Source organism: Rhodoferax sp. (genome assembly GCF_012927445.1).
In the GTDB taxonomy this organism is placed as follows: Bacteria; Pseudomonadota; Gammaproteobacteria; order Burkholderiales; family Burkholderiaceae_C; genus Rhodoferax.
The window spans coordinates 639,711-659,412 of the sequence record NZ_JABBPD010000007.1 but is presented as its reverse complement, the minus strand read 5'-3'; the positions used below and the strand labels follow the sequence as shown (position 1 = coordinate 659,412).

The 19,702-nt window shown below is 62.4% G+C and carries 14 protein-coding genes; 13 read left to right on the top strand and 1 reads right to left on the bottom strand.

The window, feature by feature from the left end; translation table 11 throughout:
* Window position 1: 1 nt before the first annotated feature.
* From metH to HHJ17_RS14770, 4 genes are all read left to right on the top strand, one after another.
* Complete coding sequence (metH, locus tag HHJ17_RS14785) at window positions 2-2,737, top strand: methionine synthase (RefSeq protein WP_296506316.1); 2,736 nt, start codon at window positions 2-4, stop codon at window positions 2,735-2,737.
* 140 nt (window positions 2,738-2,877) lie between these two features.
* Window positions 2,878-3,582, top strand: a complete 705-nt coding sequence (locus HHJ17_RS14780; RefSeq protein ID WP_296506314.1) for a glycine zipper 2TM domain-containing protein — start codon at window positions 2,878-2,880, stop codon at window positions 3,580-3,582.
* 95 nt (window positions 3,583-3,677) lie between these two features.
* Window positions 3,678-5,987 carry an EAL domain-containing protein gene (locus HHJ17_RS14775; RefSeq protein WP_296496966.1) on the top strand — a complete coding sequence of 770 codons (2,310 nt, stop codon included), beginning with the start codon at window positions 3,678-3,680 and terminating at the stop codon, window positions 5,985-5,987.
* Window positions 5,984-8,521 (top strand): chemotaxis protein CheW, encoded by a 2,538-nt coding sequence (locus HHJ17_RS14770; RefSeq protein ID WP_296496965.1) that lies wholly within the window; start codon window positions 5,984-5,986, stop codon window positions 8,519-8,521. The genes HHJ17_RS14775 and HHJ17_RS14770 overlap by 4 nt, the downstream gene beginning before the upstream one ends.
* On the opposite strand, the gene HHJ17_RS14765 is transcribed toward HHJ17_RS14770, so the two are convergent.
* Window positions 8,518-10,050, bottom strand: coding sequence for a YifB family Mg chelatase-like AAA ATPase (locus tag HHJ17_RS14765; protein ID WP_296496963.1), 1,533 nt, complete (start codon window positions 10,048-10,050; stop codon window positions 8,518-8,520). The genes HHJ17_RS14770 and HHJ17_RS14765 overlap by 4 nt on opposite strands.
* 201 nt (window positions 10,051-10,251) lie before the next feature.
* On the opposite strand from HHJ17_RS14765, the gene HHJ17_RS14760 reads away from it, so the two are divergent.
* From HHJ17_RS14760 to HHJ17_RS14720, 9 genes are all read left to right on the top strand, one after another.
* A complete protein-coding gene (locus tag HHJ17_RS14760; protein ID WP_296496961.1) occupies window positions 10,252-11,022 on the top strand; it encodes a TorF family putative porin in 771 nt (256 codons plus the stop codon).
* 26 nt (window positions 11,023-11,048) lie between these two features.
* Window positions 11,049-11,387 carry a P-II family nitrogen regulator gene (gene glnK, locus HHJ17_RS14755; RefSeq protein WP_296496959.1) on the top strand — a complete coding sequence of 113 codons (339 nt, stop codon included), beginning with the start codon at window positions 11,049-11,051 and terminating at the stop codon, window positions 11,385-11,387.
* A gap of 32 nt (window positions 11,388-11,419) precedes the next feature.
* Entirely contained in the window at window positions 11,420-12,973 is a 1,554-nt protein-coding gene (amt, locus tag HHJ17_RS14750) for an ammonium transporter (RefSeq protein WP_296496957.1), read from the top strand.
* Between the two features lie 178 nt (window positions 12,974-13,151).
* The gene (locus HHJ17_RS14745) at window positions 13,152-14,054 is read left to right on the top strand and encodes an HDOD domain-containing protein (protein ID WP_296506311.1); all 903 of its coding nucleotides are present in this window, start codon (window positions 13,152-13,154) and stop codon (window positions 14,052-14,054) included.
* Window positions 14,055-14,060: 6 nt separating this feature from the next.
* Window positions 14,061-14,999, top strand: a complete 939-nt coding sequence (locus tag HHJ17_RS14740; protein ID WP_296506309.1) for an SMP-30/gluconolactonase/LRE family protein — start codon at window positions 14,061-14,063, stop codon at window positions 14,997-14,999.
* Between the two features lie 67 nt (window positions 15,000-15,066).
* The gene (glcE, locus tag HHJ17_RS14735; RefSeq protein WP_296506307.1) at window positions 15,067-16,233 is read left to right on the top strand and encodes a glycolate oxidase subunit GlcE; all 1,167 of its coding nucleotides are present in this window, start codon (window positions 15,067-15,069) and stop codon (window positions 16,231-16,233) included.
* A gap of 9 nt (window positions 16,234-16,242) precedes the next feature.
* Window positions 16,243-17,517: a glycolate oxidase subunit GlcF gene (gene glcF, locus HHJ17_RS14730; protein ID WP_296506306.1), complete on the top strand. Its 1,275-nt coding sequence runs from the start codon at window positions 16,243-16,245 to the stop codon at window positions 17,515-17,517.
* A gap of 175 nt (window positions 17,518-17,692) precedes the next feature.
* Window positions 17,693-18,751 (top strand): 3-deoxy-7-phosphoheptulonate synthase, encoded by a 1,059-nt coding sequence (locus HHJ17_RS14725; RefSeq protein ID WP_296496947.1) that lies wholly within the window; start codon window positions 17,693-17,695, stop codon window positions 18,749-18,751.
* A 45-nt stretch (window positions 18,752-18,796) separates the two neighbouring features.
* Entirely contained in the window at window positions 18,797-19,693 is an 897-nt protein-coding gene (locus HHJ17_RS14720; RefSeq protein WP_296506305.1) for a transglycosylase SLT domain-containing protein, read from the top strand.
* The last annotated feature ends 9 nt before the right edge of the window (window positions 19,694-19,702 follow it).

Genomic DNA, 19,702 nt, shown 5'->3' with positions numbered 1-19,702 from the left:
CATGTCCGATATCGTTGTTCCCCCCATGAAATTGTCCGGCCTGGAGCCGGTGAGCATTGGCGCCGACTCGCTGTTTGTCAACATTGGTGAACGCACCAACGTGACCGGCTCCAAAGCCTTCGCCCGCATGATCCTGAACGGCGAGTTTGAACAGGCGCTGGCGGTGGCCCGCCAGCAGGTGGAAAACGGCGCGCAGATCATCGACATCAACATGGACGAGGCCATGCTGGACAGCCAGGCCGCCATGGTCCGGTTTTTGAACCTGATCGCCTCGGAGCCCGACATCTGCCGCGTGCCGATCATGATTGACTCCAGCAAGTGGAGCGTGATCGAGGCCGGGCTGCGCTGCGTGCAGGGCAAGGGCATCGTCAACTCCATCAGCATGAAGGAAGGCGTGGCCGCCTTCAAGCACCAGGCCAAATTGCTGCGCCGTTATGGCGCGGCGGCGGTGGTGATGGCGTTTGACGAACAAGGGCAGGCCGACACCTACGAACGCAAGATTCAGATTTGCGAACGCGCCTACCGCATTCTGGTGGACGAGGTGGGCTTTCCGCCGGAAGACATCATCTTCGACCCCAACATCTTCGCCATCGCCACCGGCATCGAAGAGCACAACAACTACGCGGTCGATTTCATCAACGCCACGCGCTGGATCAAGCAGCACCTGCCAGGCGCCAAGGTCTCGGGCGGCGTGTCCAACGTGAGCTTCTCGTTCCGCGGTAACGACCCGGTGCGCGAAGCGATTCACACCGTGTTTTTGTACCACGCGATTCAGGCCGGCATGGACATGGGCATCGTCAACGCCGGCATGGTCGGCGTCTATGACGACCTGGAACCGGAACTGCGCGAGCGGGTTGAAGACGTGGTGCTGAACCGCCGCCCTGACGCCGGGGAACGTCTGGTCGAGATTGCCGAAAACGCCAAGGGCGCAGCGAAGGACGAGAGCAAAAAGCTGGAGTGGCGCGGCACGGCCGAACAGCCCGCGACGGTGGAGCAACGCCTGAGCCACGCCATGGTGCACGGCGTGACCGACTTCATCACCGAAGACACCGAAGAAGCGTACCAGGCCATTCTGGCCAAGGGCGGCCGGCCACTGCATGTGATCGAAGGCCCGCTGATGGCCGGCATGAATGTCGTCGGAGACCTGTTTGGTCAAGGCAAGATGTTCCTGCCCCAAGTGGTCAAAAGCGCGCGGGTCATGAAACAAGCCGTGGCCCATTTGGTTCCCTATATTGAAGAAGAAAAGCGGTTGGACGAGGCGGCGGGACGTGACGTGCGCACCAAAGGCAAGATCGTCATTGCCACCGTCAAGGGCGATGTGCACGACATTGGCAAGAACATCGTCACCGTCGTCCTGCAGTGCAACAACTACGACGTCATCAACATGGGGGTGATGGTGCCGGCGCATGAAATTCTGGCCCGTGCCAAGGCCGAAGGGGCCGACATCATTGGCCTGTCCGGCTTGATCACACCCAGCCTGGAAGAGATGCAGTATGTGGCCGCCGAGATGCAAAAGGACGACTACTTTCGCCTGCGCAAGATGCCGCTGATGATCGGTGGTGCCACCACCTCGCGCGTGCATACCGCCGTCAAGATTGCGCCGCATTACGACGGCCCGGTGGTCTATGTGCCCGATGCCTCGCGCGGCGTCGGGGTAGCGCAAGGCCTGTTGGGCGAGCAAGCCGAGCAGTACGTTGCCGAGATCAACACCGACTACGAACGGGTGCGCCAGCAGCACGCCAACAAAAAGCAGACGCCGTTGTGGCCACTGGCCAAAGCGCGCGCCAACAAGACGCCGGTGGACTGGGCGCAATTCACCCCCACCAAACCGAAGTTTCTGGGTCGGCGCGTGTTCAAGAATTTCGATTTGACCGAACTTGCCAGGTTCATCGACTGGGGTCCGTTCTTCCAGACCTGGGATCTGGCCGGGCCGTTTCCCGCCATTCTGAAAGACGAAGTCGTCGGGGTCGAGGCCACCAAGGTCTACGCCGATGGCCAGGCCCTGCTGAAAAAACTGATTGAAGGCCGCTGGCTCACGGCCAATGGCGTGGTCGGTCTGTACCCGGCCAATTCAGTGAACGATGACGACATCGAGTTCTACACCGATGAGACGCGCACCGAGGTCGCCATGACCTGGTACGGCCTGCGCCAGCAAGCCGAGAAACAGGTGATTGACGGCGTGATGCGGCCCAGCCGCTGCCTGGCCGACTTTGTGGCACCCAAAGGGGTGGCCGCCGACTACGCCGGCGTGTTCGCCGTCACGGCCGGCATCGGCGTCGACAAGCGCGAAAAGTTGTTTGAAAGCACGTACGACGACTACTCCGCCATCATGCTCAAGTCGCTGGCCGACCGGTTGGCGGAAGCCTTTGCCGAGTGCCTGCACCACCGCGTGCGCACCGACCTGTGGGGCTACGCCGCGCAGGAGGCGCTGGCGCCGGACGCCTTGATTGCAGAAAAGTACAAAGGCATTCGCCCCGCCCCCGGCTACCCGGCCTGCCCCGATCACAGCGTCAAAAAAGACATGTTTGACTTGCTGCACTGCGAAGACATCGGCATGGGCGTCACCGAGAGCCTGGCCATGACGCCGGCGGCGAGCGTCAGCGGCTTCTATATCGGACACCCCGACAGCACTTATTTCAGTGTCGGCCGAATCGGCGACGACCAGTTGAAAGACCTGGCGGCGCGCCGGCGCATGAACGAACAGGCGCTGCAGCGTTTGTTGGCACCGAATTTGTAATTACCTCCTGTTACACACGTAACAGGCTGCTTGCCAGCATTCGGTTTACCTTTGGCGCGGTCAGGCGTTATCTAACCACAGTTAAATAATGACTGCCGACTTTTTTAGATCCCTTGTGGGTCGTTGCCAAGGAATAATTCATGAGTGCTACCTTAGAAACCCCCAAGTCCACCTCGACCGTCAACAAGCCTTTGTGGGCCGCGGTGGCCGTCCTTGGGGTGGCCGTGGTGGCCATGGGCGCCACCCTGCTGCGCATCCAGAGTCACCCTGACGAACCCCGCCTCGCCGCACTGTCGGCCTCGGCCCCCGCCGCGACGCCCAGCGGCGCTGCGGTGCCTGCGCCAGCGGCCACGGCACCGCTGGAGGGCGGCAAGACTTCAGCATCAAATAAGGCTGTAGCCCCCGTCAAACATGCGCAAACCGCTCCTAAATATGCAGCAAACAACAACAACCGAGCCGCCGGAACGAGCGCCCCGCTGAACCACCCCATGGCCCCGGTGCACAAACCGATTTGCGCCAACTGCGGCACGATTGAATCGGTGACACCGATCCAGCGCGACGGCACCGGCAGTGGCGGCGGCGCCATTGCCGGCGGGGTGTTGGGCGCTGTGGTCGGCAACCAGGTGGGCGCCGGCAACGGCAAAACCCTGGCCACCATCCTGGGGGCGCTGGGTGGCGGTTTTGCCGGCAACACGGTCGAGAAAAAGATGAAAAAAGAAACCACCTACGAAGTGCGGGTGCAGATGGAAGACGGCAGCACGCGCACGGTGGAGCAAAGCAGCCCCGCCTCGGTCGGCTCCAAAGTGATCGTTGAGGGCAATAGCCTGCAAGCCGCCGGCCGTTAAAGCCGCCCAACCCCAGCACTCACGGAAGGAATCCAGGAACTGGCATCAATGTTGCGTAACAAGTCTACTTTGACTCAAAAGATAGACAGCTTGTTATGCGTGAACATTCGTTGTTGTGCGGTCCTGCTCCGACGGCCGCAGAGGCCCCGGACCCGACACCCAAACTGAGACTGGCCCAAGTGCTGGCCAGCATGCCAGACGCCGCGGAAGAAATGGGGCTGTTCGGTCGCTGGTGGTGCGACACGCAAACCGGCCAGTGGGTGCTGTCCACCGGGGCGGCCCGCTTGCTGGACGTCAGCGCCGGCTTGCACCGCACCGCCCTCAGCTGCTTCGAGCAGGTGGTGCCGGACGATGGTCCGGCGCTGATGACGGACCTCGGCCCGCTTCTTGAACCGGGCCATGTCATTGACGCTGAATTTCGCACCATCCATGAATTGGCCGGTTTGCGCTGGTTGCGCCTGGTGTCGGCGCCCCAACTCCTGCCGGAGCCCGCCGTGCAGACCGGTCTGCTGGTCGACGTCACCCCCACCCGGCTCGCCGCGATGCGCGAGCGCTTTTGTTTTAAATCCACGCAATTCCTGATCGGCACCCCGACGCTCGGCGAGGCGGTGACCAAGGTGATTCAACTGGTCTGTGAGAACCTGGGCTGGGAGTGTGGCGCCTACTGGTCGCTGCAACAGGAGCAGATGGGGAACCATCGGCTGACGTGCCAATATGAGTGGCATAAACCGGACGATTCACCGGCATCGTTCATCGCCGACACGGCGGCACTCAGCCTGGCGCCGGGCGAGGGGCTGGTCGGCCATGTCTGGAGTGCCATGCGGCCCGCCTGGGTTGAAGACATGCTCAATGACCAGGATTTTTTGCGGCGCCAGAGCGCCCAGGCCTGCGGCTTGAAATCAGGCTATGCCTTTCCGGTGTCGCAAGTCACGGTCGATGGACGTCGCCACAGCCATGGCGTGCTGGAGTTCTACAGCCGCTTGTCGCGCCAGCGCGAGGCGCAATTACCCAGTCTGTCAATCACGATCGGGGCCTTGATTGCGCAGACGGTACAGCGCATCGAGCAGCAGGAACTGATCCGCCAGTTTGCACAGGTCGATGATCTGACCGGACTCACCAATCGCAAGCATTTTCACCATCTGCTGGATGCCGCCTGCACGCGGGCCACGGCATCGGGCTCATCGTTCGCGATCCTGAATATCGACCTTGACCGCTTCAAGCTGATCAACGATGCCTTCGGCCACGAGGCCGGCAATCTGGTCTTGCATGAGTTTGCACAACGCTTGCAGGGACTTGAACTCGACGGCTGTGCGGTCGGTCGACTGGGCGGTGATGAGTTTGCCATCCTGATGGCGCCAGACTGTTCGCTGGCGCAGTTGCAGGCCACGGGAGAGCGCGTGTTGCTGGCGGCACGTCGCCCGTTCCTGTATGAAAGTCAGGAGCTGACAGTGTCGGCCAGTGTCGGTGTCAGCATCTTCCCGGACAACGGCGGGAGCGGCTCCGAACTGATGCGCAGCGCCGATGCGGCCATGTACCGGCGCAAACACGGCGGCCGCAATGGCGTGAGCTTTTTCTCAAATGGCACCGCCGAGACTCTGGCGGAGCAGCGTTCGGCACTGGCCAGGCAACTCACGATGGAAGCCGAGTTGCACCGCGCCCTGGTAAGCGATGAATTCTTTCTGGAGTACCAGCCGATTTTTGATCGGGACGCGGAGCACATGAGCGCGGTCGAGGCGCTGATTCGCTGGCGCAAGCCCAACGGTGAAGTGGTGCGCCCTGACGTTTTCATTCCGGTCGCGGAGCAAAGCCGCCTGATCGTGCAGATCGGCCGCTGGGTGGTGACGCAAGCTTGTCACGATTTAGCGCGGCTGCACCGCGCTGGCTTCACGGACTTGCAAGTCAACGTCAACATGGCGGCGCCCGAGTTTGTCAATGCCAGTCTGCCGGGCGAACTGATGACCGTGATGGCGGCGTGTGGTGTCGCGCCGCGCCACCTCTGCCTGGAGCTGACCGAGGGTCTGGTGATGAAGCAGCCGGACAAGGTGATTCCGGTCATGGCCGCCTTGCGCCAGCAGGGCTTCAAAATCAGTCTGGATGATTTTGGCATGGGCCATTCCTCGCTCTCGCGCATGAAGAAGCTGCCGATCTCGTCCTTGAAAATTGATCGCTCCTTCGTCAGTGGCTTGCCACACGACCGCGGCGATGCGGCCATCGTGCGGACCATTCTGGATCTCGGACGGCACATGAAGCTGCAGGTCATTGCCGAGGGCGTCGAGACCGATGCCCAGCTGATTTTTTTGCGCCAATTCGGTTGCTCGCTCATTCAGGGGTTTTTATTGAGCAGGCCAAAAACAGTGTCCGATCTGATGGCACTTCAACCCCCTAAAACCCGAAAAATATCATGACCGACAGTGCCGCCCCACTCCAAATCGACACTTTTTTGCCCTACATGCGCGACGTGATTCGCTGCGAACAATCGCTGCGCGAATTGAACCTGATGTGGCGCATGATCGAGTCCGCCGCCAAGATGAACTGTCCGGTCGAAGCCAAGACTATTTTGCCGACCATGACGGCCACACGCGAAGGCTTCAACCGTCTTGAGCAGGATCTGGTCGCCAATTTGGTGAGTGAAAAAGTAGCCACTGTGCTCGATGAAATTGGCACGAAAGCCCAGTATGTGATCGACATCGTTGTGCGCAATCTGTACGAGCGCACCGCTGATGTCGGGTTTCTCGCTACCGATAACGAACTGTGCGCCTTTGTCGCGGGCCTGCATGACAACCAGGAGGCGGTGCGCCAGCGGCTGCGGGCCTACCGCAGCAAATACACGGTCTATGACGAAATCATTTTGCTGGACGTGGCCGGCAATGTGCTGGTGCAAATTGATGAGACGACACCACTGGAAGGCAGTGTGGATCCGCTGCTGGCACAAACCCTGGCCAGCGCTACTTTTGTTGAAACCTTTCGCGCCAGTGATTTGCGCCCGGCAAAACAACATGCGCTGATTTATTCGCGCCGCATGCTGCATCCGGACACCGGTGTCATCGTTGGCGTGCTGTGCCTGTGCTTCAACTTCGAGCAGGAAATGGCGGGCATCTTCCAGTCGCATCGCGACCCGGCTGGACGCTCCAACATGATGCTGCTCGATGGCCACAATCGGGTGATTGCCAGTGCGGATACCTTGTGGACGCCACTCGCGGCCAGCGTCCCGGTGAACCAGGGCGCGGCCCCGCAACTGATGATGTTTGCCGGGCGCGAATACCTGGTGCGCACCTTCTCGGCCGAGGGCTACCAAGGCTACCAGGGACCGCTCGGTTGGCAGGGCCAAGTCATGATTCCGGTTGACGTGGCGTTCAGCGGCCGGGGCAGCAATACCCTGGCGTCGCTGGACCCCAGCGTGGCCGATGGTTTGCTGTCGCACGCCCAATCATTTTCACCACCGCTGTACGAGATTTTGACGGCGGCAGAAACCATTCAACGCGTGGTGTGGAATGGCCAGGTGATGACGAGCGGCCAGCGCGGTGAACAGATGAAGCTGAAGACGATTCTGGATCAGATCAGCGAAACCGGCGCCCGCAGCAACGAGCTGTTTTCCAACTCGATCGGCGACCTCTATGAGACCGTGCTGGCCTCCAGTTTGCGGGATTCGGAATTCGCCTCCCACTTGCTGGTGGACCTGCTGGACCGCAACCTGTATGAGCGCTCCGACGATTGCCGCTGGTGGGCCTTGACGCCGGAGTTGCGCGTGGCGCTGGCGGCCCCGGAACGCGATGCGGAGGTGGTCGAACGCATCACCCCTATTCTGGACTACATCAACCGCCTGTACACGGTCTACACCCGCATCGTCGTCTATGACGCCAGCGGGTGCATTGTGGCCAGCACGCATCCCGAGCAGGATGGTGAAACGGTGCTGGGGTCAGCCATCGATCCGGTGACACTGGCCCAGGTTCATGCGCTGCGCAGTGAACAGGATTACTACGTGACCCCGTTTGCGCCCACCGCCCTCTACGGGGGGCAGTCCACCTACATCTACCACGCCGCCATTCGCGATCCCGAGGACGATGGGGTGGTGGTCGGCGGCATCGGTATCGTGTTCGATTCCGCGCCCGAATTTTCGGCCATGTTGAGGGGCGGACTGGGGGCCAAGGCACGAATGAATGCCTTGTTTGTGGATCGGCAGGGCAAGGTGATTGCCAGCACGGACCGGCAGCGACCGGTGGGTTCCAGATTGGAGATGGACCCCAGCTTGCTGGCACTGCCAAACGGCAGCAGTGCGTCGCGCATCGTGGTGCACGACGGCCATTACGCGATCATGGGCTGCAGCGTCTCCAGCGGCTACCGCGAATTCAAGGTGTCGGATGGTTATCGCGAAGATGTGCTGGCGATCGTGTTCGAGTCGATTGGTGAAGTGCGTGATCGTCTGGGCGCCGGCCACCGGATCGAGACGATATTGAAATCGGATTTAACCGAGCGGGGTGGCAGTGAATTCGCCACCTTCTTTATCGACGGCACCTTGTTTGCGCTGCCTGCCGAGCATGTGCTGGAGGCACTGTCTGCGTCCAGAATATCCTCCGTGTCGAGAGCTGACCGCAAAGCCTGTATCGGCCTCTTGGCGCTGCAGAGTGACGCGGAAAACAAGGGTTCGGTCTGGGTGTTCGACCTGGGCTATCTGCTGCACGGCCGGGCCTCCCTGATCGACAAGAGCAGCCAGGTGATCATCGTGCGTTACGGCGACCAATCGATTGGCCTGCTGGTCGATTCGCTCCATGGCGTACCGGAATTCAATGAGGCTCAAATCATGTCCACCCCCTTTGCGGGCCAGGCCGATGGCGCACTGGTCAAGCGTTTCATCAAGGCCAATGGCGGACGCTTGCTGATTCAGTCGGTGGATGTCCGCAGTCTGTTTGCGGTGTTGATGAATCGCAAAACGCTGGTTTAGGCCCGCAGCGCGCGCCGGTATTGCATGGCCTCGGCCACATGCGTGACCTGGGTACGGTGGGCACCGGCCAGATCGGCGATGGTGCGCGCCACTTTCAGAGCCCGGTGCGTACTGCGAGCGGACCAGCCCAGGCGCGCGGCGGCAATGTTGAGGAACTTGACGGCAGCCTCGTCCAGCAACAAATGGGCGTCGATCTCCTGGCCTTGCAGAGCCTGGTTGGCCTTGCCCTGGCGGGCCATGGCGCGCTCGCGCGCGAGCGTGCAACGCTCGCGAATGGTGGCGGTCGACTCACCCGGTCGGGCTTGCATCAAGTCCGCCGACGACAAGGCGGGCACTTCGACATGCAGGTCAATCCGATCGATTAGCGGACCACTCAGCTTGCCCTGGTAGCGCGACACCTGATCCGGCGTGCAGCGGCAGGCTTTTTGCGCCGAGCCCAGATAGCCGCACGGACACGGGTTCATGGCGCCGATCAACTGGAAGCGGGCCGGAAACTCGGCGCGGCGGGCCGCCCGCGAAATCGTGATGGTGCCCGACTCCAGCGGCTCACGCAGCGCTTCCAGCGCGGCCCTGGGGAATTCCGGCAATTCATCCAAAAATAAAACACCATGGTGCGCCAGTGAAATTTCTCCCGGCCGGGGAGGTGAACCACCGCCCACCAGTGCCACCGCGCTGGCGGTGTGATGCGGGCTGCAGGTCGGCCGCTGGGCCCAGCGGTCCAGCGAAAAACGACCGCCCAAACTGGCCACGGCCGCACTTTGCAGCGCTTCGTCGGTCGTCATGGCCGGCAGCAGCCCGGCAAAACGTTGCGCCAGCATGGACTTGCCCGAGCCGGGCGGCCCCATCAGCAACAGGCTGTGCCCGCCCGCCGCTGCAATTTCCAGCGCCCGTTTCGCACCGAGTTGTCCTTTCACATCGGCCAGATCCGGGTACTGGACCACGTTACCTTGCGGCTTGGCGGTGATACGGCACCAACCGGGGGAAGGCTCCGGGGGCGGTGCATCGGCTGCTAGCGGCAAAAAATGCTGCACCACGTCCAGCAAATGCTTGGCCCGGTACACCTGGGCATCGGGCACCAGAGCGGCTTCTTCCGCACTGTCGGGGGGCAATACCAGTTGGGTCACCACCCGGCCCGCATGCAAGGCCAGGCTCATGGCCAGCGCGCCGCGCACCGGTCGCAACTCGCCGGACAGCGACAACTCCCCGGCAAATTCATGACCAGCCAGCCTGGCGCCATCGATCTGCCCGCTGGCGGCCAGAATGCCGAGGGCAATCGGCAGGTCAAAACGGCCGGAATCCTTGGGCAGATCGGCCGGGGCCAGATTGACCGTGATACGTTTGTTGTTCGGAAACTCCAGCCCCGAGTTTTGAATGGCGCAGCGCACCCGCTCGCGGGCTTCCTTGACCTCCACATCGGCCAGGCCCACCAGCGTAAAGCTGGGCAGGCCATTGGCCAAGTGCACTTCCACCGTGACCGCCGCCGCGTCCAGACCCAGCAGGGCCCGGCTTTGCACCAAAGACAAACTCATGAGGATTCCTCTCCAAAACGGTGCGCGCTGAAGTCCCGGCACCAAGCGTGTACGCACCAGCACGGTGCGAACTGTATTTTTGTACAGATATCTTACCGCACACCTTTTGAATCCGTGCTCCGAGACGTGGCAGCGCCGAACGACATAGCTGGCACGGTCTGTGCGTAACGGTTACATCCCTTAACCTCTTTGGAGAACTCCATGAAATTGAAATCAACCGCCGCCCTGATCCTGACCACCCTGCTGGCTGGCACCGCTGCCATGGCCCAAACCACAGCGCCTACACCTGACTACACCTTGTCATACAACGTGGGCGTCACCAGCGACTATCGCTTCCGCGGCATGGCACAAACTTCAACTAACCCAGCGTTGCAAGCGGGTGTGGACTTTGCGCACAAGAGCGGGTTTTATGTGGGCGTCTGGGGTTCCAATGTGAGTTGGATTCGTGACTACTCACTTGCCACTGACGGCGCACTGGAAGTTGACTTGTACGGTGGCTACAAAGGCGAAATCAGCAAAGATTTCACGTATGACCTCGGCGTCATCACTTACCAATATCCGGGCAATACAGCCGCTAACGTTTCTGCAACTGCTGTGAACGCCAACACCACTGAAGTTTATGGCGCCCTGACTTACAGCATCGTGACTGCCAAGTACAGCCAAAGCACCGGTAATTTCGTTGCCAATGCCAACAGTTCCAATAGCCGTTATTTTGAAGTGGCTGCCACCTTTGACTTGGGCAGCGGCTTCACGCTGACACCGCATGTTGGTCGCCAGACGATCCCCAATGTGACCAATAACGCTGGTGATTACACCGACTACGCGTTGACACTGGGTAAAGACTTTGGCAACGGCCTGAGCGCATCCCTCGCAGCCGTAGGAACCAATGCCAATAAAACGTTTTATACCGACTCAAAGAATAAATTTCTGGGTGATGACGCTCTGGTTGTCGGCGTGAAATACAGCTTCTGAACATCGATTCCATTTGAGGAGAACTCATGAAACTTGTAACCGCGATCATCAAACCCTTCAAGCTGGATGAAGTGCGTGAAGCGCTTTCCGCCATCGGTGTGCAGGGCATCACCGTGACCGAAGTCAAAGGCTTTGGCCGTCAAAAAGGCCACACCGAGTTGTACCGGGGTGCCGAGTATGTGGTCGACTTTTTGCCCAAGGTGAAGATCGAAGCCGCCATTTCCGACGAACTGGTGGACCGCGTCATCGAAGCGGTCGAGGGCGCCGCCCGCACCGGCAAGATCGGCGACGGCAAGATCTTTGTCTACAACCTCGAACAAGTCGTTCGCATCCGCACCGGCGAGACCGGCAAGGAAGCGCTGTAACGCCCTCGCACTATTGATACGAGAACACTGACATGAAAAAACTACTTGCCTCCCTTACCCTGGGTCTGAGTCTGCTGGCTGGTGGCGCAGCTGCCTTGGCGCAAGCCCCGGCGGCACCGACTGTGGCCACGGCCCCGGCCGAAGCCAAGCCCACTGACGCGGCTGCCCCTGCGGCAGCGCCAACTGCGACGGCCGCAGCAACCGCTGCTGCACCCGCCCCGGCGGCCTCGGCCGCCGCAACACCGGCACCGGTGCCCAACAAGGGCGATACCGCCTGGATGATGGTGTCCACCGTGCTGGTGATCCTGATGACCGTGCCGGGTCTGGCCCTGTTTTACGGCGGCCTGGTCCGCTCCAAGAACATGCTGTCGGTTCTGATGCAGGTGATGGTGACCTTCTCGCTGATCGTGGTGCTGTGGTTCCTGTATGGCTACAGCCTGGCGTTCACGGAGGGCAATGCCTTCATCGGTGGTTTTGACCGGCTGTTCATGCGCGGCATCTGGGACAACACGGCCGGCACTTTTGCCAACGCCGCCACCTTCAGCAAGGGTGTTGTGATTCCCGAGATCGTGTTTGCCGCCTTCCAGGCCACCTTCGCCGGTATCACCTGCGCCCTGATCGTCGGCGCCTTTGCCGAACGCATGAAGTTCTCCGCCGTGCTGATGTTCTCGGCGCTGTGGTTCACTTTCAGCTACGCCCCGATTGCCCACATGGTGTGGTTCTGGATGGGCCCTGACGCCTACGGTAGCAAAGAAGTGGTTGACGCCATGAATGCCAAAGCCGGTTATGTCTGGCAATCCGGCGCGCTTGACTTTGCTGGCGGCACCGTGGTGCACATCAACGCGGCTGTGGCCGGCTTGGTCGGTGCCTTCATGGTCGGCAAACGGATCGGCTACGGCAAGGAATCGATGGCGCCTCACAGCCTGACATTGACCATGGTCGGCGCTTCGCTGCTGTGGGTGGGTTGGTTCGGCTTCAACGCCGGCTCGGCACTGGAAGCCAACGGCTTTGCAGCCCTGGCTTTCATCAACACCTTTGGTGCAACGGCTGCGGCTGTGTTGGCCTGGTGCCTGGGTGAAGCGCTGATGCGCGGCAAGGCGTCCATGCTGGGTGCGGCTTCCGGTGCGGTAGCCGGTCTGGTGGCGATCACGCCAGCTGCCGGTAACGTCGGCATTGGCGGGGCACTGGTCATTGGTGCGGTAGCCAGCTTTGCCTGCCTGTGGGGCGTTAACGGCCTCAAGAAGATGCTGGGCGCAGATGACTCACTCGACGTCTTTGGCGTGCACGGCATTGGCGGCATCGTCGGTGCCCTGTTGACAGGCGTGTTCAACTCGCCTTCCTTGGGTGGCCCTGGCTTTGTGGCTGACTGGGTCACCGCAACAGGCATCACGGCGGCCGACTACTCCATCGCTTCTCAAGTGTGGATTCAGGCCAAGGCTGTGTTGACCACCATCGTCTGGTCAGGCGTGGTCTCCTTCGTTGCCTTCAAGGTGGTTGATTTGACAATTGGTCTGCGGGTCAGCGAAGAAGACGAGCGCGAAGGCCTCGACATCACTTCCCACGGCGAAACCGCCTACAACCGCTGATCACGGAGAACGGTTGCGGCACCTGAGGGTTCTGCAACCTGACCCGCAAAACTTCCTTGAGACATCAGCCCACCCAAGCCACTGGCTTCGGTGGGCTTTTCTTATGCGGATGCCAAGTGGTCCTTGACCTGCATCAGGGCTGCGCAGATACTGCCTGTCATGCAACGATCTGATCACCATGACCGACCCAACCAGCCCTGATGAGATGGTGGCAACGCCACCCACACCGGCCCCTGTGCCGGTCACCACGCCCTACCTGACCGAGCCACTGCCCGATCTCGCCGCCTGGACGCGCTACTTTCGGGAGGCCGCGATTCCCGTGCTGGCCGCCACCGCCCAAAAACTGGAAGCCTTGCGCGCCATCGAAGACGATGTGGACGCGGGCATGCTGAGCGCGGTGATTGAGAGCGACCCGCTCATGACGCTCAAAGTCCTGGCTTATGTGTCGGCCAACCGCCGCACCGGCGACACCACGGAGACCGAGTCCATCACCAGCTCCCTGGTGATGATGGGCATTGCGCCATTTTTCAGAAACTTCGGCCTTCAGCCCACGGTGGAAGACCAGCTCGCGAATCAGCCGCTGGCGCTGGAAGGCCTGCGCGAATTACTCACCCGCTCCGAGCGCGCCGGGCAATTCGCCGTGGGCTTTGCGGTGCACCGGGGCGACCTGGACGTCGGCGTGATCCACCTGGCGGCGGTGTTGCATGACTTTGCCGAAATGCTGATGTGGTGCCACGCCCCCACCATCCAGCTTGAAATCCGTGCCATGCAGCGCGCCAACCCGACGCTGCGAACCGCCAGCCTGCAGCGTTTTGTCTACAACATCGAGCTCAATGATTTACGCCATGCCTTGATGAAGCTCTACCGGCTCCCCGAACTGCTGGTGCGCATCAGCGACGGCAAGCACCCGACCCACGCCAATGTGCGCAACGTGCTGCTGGCCGTGCGGCTGGCCAGGCACACCATGCACAGCTGGGACAATGCGGCCCTGCCCGACGACATCAACGACATCGCCCTTCTGCTCAATGCCGCGCCACGCGTGGCGCTGGCGTTTGTCCACAAAATCAACCACCCTGTCTGAATCTGCATGAACTGGCAAACCCTCACCACCCAGCCCTGCGAACTGGGCGAATCGCCGTTTTGGCACCCGCACGAGCAACTGCTGTATTGGGTCGATATCTCCGGCAAGCAAATCCTGCGGGCCAACGTCTACATGGGCACGGTGGAGAGCTGGGACATGCCCTCGGAGCCCGGCTGCATGGCGCCGGCCGCCAGCGGGGGTCTGGTGATTGCCTTGCGTCACGGCGTGTTCCGCGCCCGCCAGTGGGGTGGGCCGCTGCAGCATCTGGCCACCCTGGATTACGACCCGGCCCACCTGCGCGCCAACGACGGCAAGTGCGACGCCCTCGGCCGTTTCTGGATTGGCACCATTGACGAGACCAAAGTGGCGCGCAACGCAGCGCTGTATTCACTGGACTGCCGCGACGGCCGCCCGCCGCAGCTTGAGCGCAAGCTGGATCCCGCCACCTTCCCCGCCACCACCGCCAACGGCCTGGCCTGGAGTCCCGATGGCCGCACCCTGTACTGGGCCGACACGCCCAGCCACGCGGTCCACGTCTGGGATTACGAGCCCAGCCGCAACACCCTGACGGCGCCCCGCACCTTTGCCCAGTTCGCGCCGAAGCCAGCAGGCTGGCAGTTTGACCCCGCCGCGGACAACCGGGGTTATCGCGGCCGCCCCGACGGCGCCGCCGTGGACGTGCAGGGCAACTACTATGTGGCGATGTTCGAAGGACGCCGGGTCTGCCAGTTTGCCCAGGATGGCACGCTGCTGGCCGAGTTGGCCACACCGGCACAATGCCCCACCATGCCCTGCTTCGGCGGCGAAGACTTGCGCACGCTCTACCTCACCAGCGCCCGCCACCACCGCGCAGCGGCCGAACTCGACGCCTTTCCCCAGTCGGGTTGCGTCTTTTCCATGCGGGTGGCGGTACCGGGTCTACCAGTGAACTTCTTTGCCGACTAAATTTTTGAACCCAAGGGTTTCAAAAAATTCAAACCGGCTGGGCCTGCCGCCCCTTACCATCTGGGGCATGTACGCCACCGACTCCCCGCTACGCCAGATCACCGACCGCATTCAAGCCGCCGCCGCCGACCGCACCCCACTGCGCCTGCGCGGCGGGGGTACCAAAGACTTTTATGGCCAGTCACTGCAAGGCGAGTTGCTCGACCTGACGCCACTGACCGGCATCACCAGCTACGAGCCGAGTGAACTGGTGGTGACGGCCCGTGCCGGCACACCGCTGGCCGAACTGGAAGCCGTGTTGGCGGAAAAAGGCCAATGCCTGGCGTTCGAGCCACCGCACTTTGCCCCCGGCGCGACCGTCGGCGGCATGGTGGCAGCCGGCCTGAGCGGTCCGGCCCGTGCCAGCGCCGGCTCGGTGCGCGACTTCGTCCTCGGCGTCAACCTCATCAACGGCAAAGGCGAGTTACTGACCTTTGGCGGCCAGGTCATGAAAAATGTGGCGGGTTACGACGTGTCGCGTCTGATGGTCGGCGCCATGGGCACGCTCGGGGTGCTGACCGAAATTTCACTCAAAGTGCTGCCCGTGGCCCCGGCCGAGGCGACCCTGGTGTTCCGGCTGGACCAGGCCCAGGCCTTGGCCCAACTGCACCGCTGGGGCGGGCAACCGCTGCCCCTGAACGCCAGTTGCTGGGTGCGGGACAACACCGCGGCCGGCAGCCCGGAGCTGCTGTTTGTGCGGCTGCGCGGCGCCATCGCCGCGGTCGAATCGGCCTGCCGCAAGATGACGCAGGAGGTGCCGGGCACACGCGCGGACAACGCGGTGGCCGGGCCCGACTGGAACGCCTGCCGCGATTTGCGCCTGCCGTTTTTTAAAAATGCCAGCGCACGGAATTCGGACTTGCCCAGCCAGGATGCGCAGCCGATGGCCTTGTGGCGCCTGAGTCTGCCGCAAACTGCGCCCGCACTGGCCCTGCCCTGGCCGCAACTGATCGAGTGGCATGGTGGCCAGCGCTGGTTGTGGGCGCCGCTGTCAGCACAAGCACAACTGCGCCAGGTCGCCGCTGAGGCCGGCGGAACCGCTACGCTTTTCATAGCTAACCGCACAGATAATACGGGGACTAGCGCTTGTTTTAGCCCTTTAAAACCACCCCTGGACCGCATTCACCAGCGCCTCAAGGCCGAGTTTGATCCGGCCGGCATCTTCAACCGTGGCCGCCTGTACCCTGATTTTTAACTGTCCTCGATGCAAACCAATCTCGCTCCCGAATACAAAGGCACCGCCGATGGCGATGCGGCCGAAGCCATTCTGCGCAAATGCGTGCACTGCGGTTTTTGCACCGCGACCTGCCCCACCTACCAACTGCTGGGCGACGAGCTGGACGGGCCACGCGGGCGCATCTACCTGATGAAACAGGTGCTGGAAGGCGAAACGCCGACCCGCAAAACACAGCTCCACCTGGACCGCTGCCTGACCTGCCGCAACTGCGAAACCACCTGCCCCTCGGGCGTGGACTACGCGCATTTGCTCGACATCGGCCGCAAACTGGTGGACGCCAAAGTGCCGCGCCCGCTGGGCGAAACGGCGCTGCGCTGGGCGCTGAAAGAGGGTTTGCCGTCGCCGTTGTTTGCCCCGGCCATGAAGCTGGGCCAACTGGTGCGCCCGCTGCTGTCGCCCGCACTGCAAAACAAAGTGCCGGCGAAACAGGAGGCCGGCCAGTGGCCGACCCGCCGCCATGCGCGCCAGGTGCTGCTGCTGGCCGGCTGCGTGCAACCGGCCATGAGCCCCAACATCAACCGCGCCACCGCCCGCGTGTTCGACGCCGCCGGCATCCAGACCGTCATCGCCCCGAAGGCCGGTTGCTGCGGCGCCGTCAAGTTTCACCTGAACGACCAGGACGGCGGCAAGTCCGAGATGCGCGCCAACATCGACGCCTGGTGGCCCTATGTGCAGGACGAGTCCGGCAAACCGGGTGCGGCTGGTGTTGAAGCCATCCTCATGAACGCCTCCGGCTGTGGCGTCACAGTCAAGGACTACGGCCACATTCTGCGGGACGACCCGGCCTACGCAGCCAAGGCGGCGCGCATCAGCGCACTGACCAAAGATGTGAGCGAATGGCTGCCCGAACTCAGCGTCAAGCTGCGCGACCAGGTCCAGGCCCACACCGCGACCATCGCCTACCACCCCCCGTGCACGCTGCAACACGGCCAAAAACTGCGCGGCGGCGTCGAGCAATACCTGGGCGAGTTGGGCTTCAATGTCAAGGTGACCGGCTGCGAAGCGCACCTGTGTTGCGGCTCGGCCGGCACCTACTCGGTGCTGAACCCGGTCTTGTCCTACCAGTTGCGCGACCGCAAGCTCGGGCACCTGAACGAGACCTTTGGCGAGGCCAAACCGGACGTGATCGTGTCGGCCAACATCGGCTGCATCACCCATCTGCAAAGCGGCACCGCCACGCCGGTGCGGCACTGGATTGAAGTGCTGGACGAGGCCCTGCAAAAATCACTATCAAATCAATAGCTACTTACGCAGGTACGGCAAGGGCCAGAGGCTGATTTGTTATAAATTTGGCGTCCTACCGGTGCTGCCGGCCATCGGCTGGCGGTCCACCGGCCGACCGGCCAGCACCGGGCGGCGCGCCACGCGGGGGTGCGGTCTGGTTTAATGTTTGCTCTTTTGCCAACAGAAACACGCCATGACTTTCCCTACCGCACTTGAAAACCTGAACGTGGTGTCGCAACACACCCTGTTGTCCCCCAGCCAGTTGCACGACGACATTCCGGCCACCGCCCAGGCAACCCAAACCGTCAGCGCCGCGCGCCACACCCTGGCCGACATCTTGAGCGGACGCGATCCGCGCCTGTTTGTGGTGGTCGGACCGTGCTCGATCCACGACACCCAAGCCGCCATGGAGTACGCCCAGCGCCTGAAGGCGCTGAGTGACGAGCTCTCCGACCAGCTGTTCCTGGTGATGCGGGTGTATTTCGAGAAGCCGCGCACCACGGTCGGCTGGAAGGGGCTGGTCAACGACCCGCGCATGGACGATTCGTTTCACATCGAAGAAGGCCTGCACATTGCGCGCCGCCTGCTGGTCGACCTGAACGACATGGGCCTGCCGTGCGGCACCGAGGCGCTGGACCCGAACACGCCGCAATATCTGGGCGACCTGATTGCCTGGAGCGCCATTGGCGCCCGCACCACCGAGAGCCAGACCCACCGCGAACTGGCCAGTGGCCTGTCCAGCCCGGTCGGCTTCAAGAACGGCACCGACGGCAATCTGGAAGTCGCGCTGAACGCCATGCTGTCCGCCGCCCAGCCGCATTCGTTTCTGGGCATCAACGGTGACGGCCAGGTCGCCATCACCAAAACCCGCGGCAACGCTTTCGGCCACCTGATTCTGCGCGGCGGCGCGGTCCCCAATTACGACTCCGTGGCGGTGGCCCAGGCCGAAGCGGAACTGACGGCGGCCAAGCTGCCGCTGAACATCGTGGTTGACTGCAGCCACGGTAACTCGCGCAAAAATCACGCCCTGCAAGCCTTGGTGCTGAAAGACGTGGTGCATCAGGTGGCCGACGGCAACCGCAGCATCAAAGGCGTGATGCTGGAGTCCAACCTGTTCGAAGGCAACCAAAAACTGGGCGCGCTGCAAGACCTGCGCTATGGCGTCTCCATCACCGACGCCTGCATGGGCTGGGACAGCACCGCAGCTTGTTTGCGCGAAGCAGCGGCCCGCCTGCGAACTCTCCAACGCTGACAATCCGCAAGGCACGCGCACAAAAAGCCGCCGACACTGCGCGGCATGTGCCCCAGTGTCCGAACCCTGTCAAGCCTGTTGCTCGCGCTCTGCAGTGCGGCGGCCTCGCTCGCCGTACAGGCGCAGAAGAGCGAGGCGGACGGTACGCTCGCGACTAAGCTGCGCACGCAAGCCATCGCCGCCGAGCATGGCGAAGGCGTGGCGCGTGACCCGGTGCTGGCGGCCACCCTGTACTGCCAGAGCGCCCGACTGGGCGACGCGCAGTCGCAATACAACCTGGGCTGGATGCACGCCAACGGGCGTGGCATTGCGCGCAACGATGTGGCGGCGGCTTTCTTTTTTCATGCCGCGGCCGAGCAGGGTCTCGAGGCGGCGCGGCGCATGCTGCAAGTCGTTGGCGGCCGCACCACCGAAGTGCCCGACTGTATGCGCCCGCCTGCAGTCTCCCCGCCTGCGGTTGTCAGCCCGCCCAGCGTGAACTATGAGGTGATTGCACCGCGCAAAATTTTTGAGCTGGTGATGCAACTGGCGCCCCAGTTCAAGGTCGAGCCGCAATTGGCGCTGGCGATCATCGCGGCCGAATCCAACTTCAACAGCCTGGCGCTGTCACCCAAGAACGCCCAGGGGCTGATGCAGCTGATCCCGGAAACCAGCCAGCGCTTCAAGGTCAAAAATGCCTTTGACCCGGCGCAAAACATCCGCGGTGGCCTGACCTATCTGCGCTGGTTGCTGGCCTATTTTGAAGGGGATGTGGCGCTGGTGGCGGCCGCCTACAACGCCGGCGAAGGCAAGGTCGAGCGTTACCGCGGCGTGCCGCCGTACCTGGAAACCCGGGCGTATGTGCAGAAGATACTCAAGGCAGTCGGTGGCGCGCCCGCCCACCCGTTTGACGCCACGGTCACCCGCCCTTCGCCCACCATGGCCCAGATCCGTTTGCCCTGACGTGCGCCA

Coding starts and splice junctions, on each gene's coding strand:
- HHJ17_RS14770 (WP_296496965.1), top strand. CDS start 5,984: ATGACCGACAGTGCCGCCCCACTCCAAATCGACACTTTTTTGCCCTAC.
- glcF (WP_296506306.1), top strand. CDS start 16,243: ATGCAAACCAATCTCGCTCCCGAATACAAAGGCACCGCCGATGGCGAT.
- HHJ17_RS14760 (WP_296496961.1), top strand. CDS start 10,252: ATGAAATTGAAATCAACCGCCGCCCTGATCCTGACCACCCTGCTGGCT.
- glnK (WP_296496959.1), top strand. CDS start 11,049: ATGAAACTTGTAACCGCGATCATCAAACCCTTCAAGCTGGATGAAGTG.
- glcE (WP_296506307.1), top strand. CDS start 15,067: ATGTACGCCACCGACTCCCCGCTACGCCAGATCACCGACCGCATTCAA.
- HHJ17_RS14765 (WP_296496963.1), bottom strand. CDS start 10,050: ATGAGTTTGTCTTTGGTGCAAAGCCGGGCCCTGCTGGGTCTGGACGCG.
- HHJ17_RS14740 (WP_296506309.1), top strand. CDS start 14,061: ATGAACTGGCAAACCCTCACCACCCAGCCCTGCGAACTGGGCGAATCG.
- amt (WP_296496957.1), top strand. CDS start 11,420: ATGAAAAAACTACTTGCCTCCCTTACCCTGGGTCTGAGTCTGCTGGCT.
- metH (WP_296506316.1), top strand. CDS start 2: ATGTCCGATATCGTTGTTCCCCCCATGAAATTGTCCGGCCTGGAGCCG.
- HHJ17_RS14720 (WP_296506305.1), top strand. CDS start 18,797: ATGTGCCCCAGTGTCCGAACCCTGTCAAGCCTGTTGCTCGCGCTCTGC.
- HHJ17_RS14745 (WP_296506311.1), top strand. CDS start 13,152: ATGACCGACCCAACCAGCCCTGATGAGATGGTGGCAACGCCACCCACA.
- HHJ17_RS14780 (WP_296506314.1), top strand. CDS start 2,878: ATGAGTGCTACCTTAGAAACCCCCAAGTCCACCTCGACCGTCAACAAG.
- HHJ17_RS14725 (WP_296496947.1), top strand. CDS start 17,693: ATGACTTTCCCTACCGCACTTGAAAACCTGAACGTGGTGTCGCAACAC.
- HHJ17_RS14775 (WP_296496966.1), top strand. CDS start 3,678: ATGCGTGAACATTCGTTGTTGTGCGGTCCTGCTCCGACGGCCGCAGAG.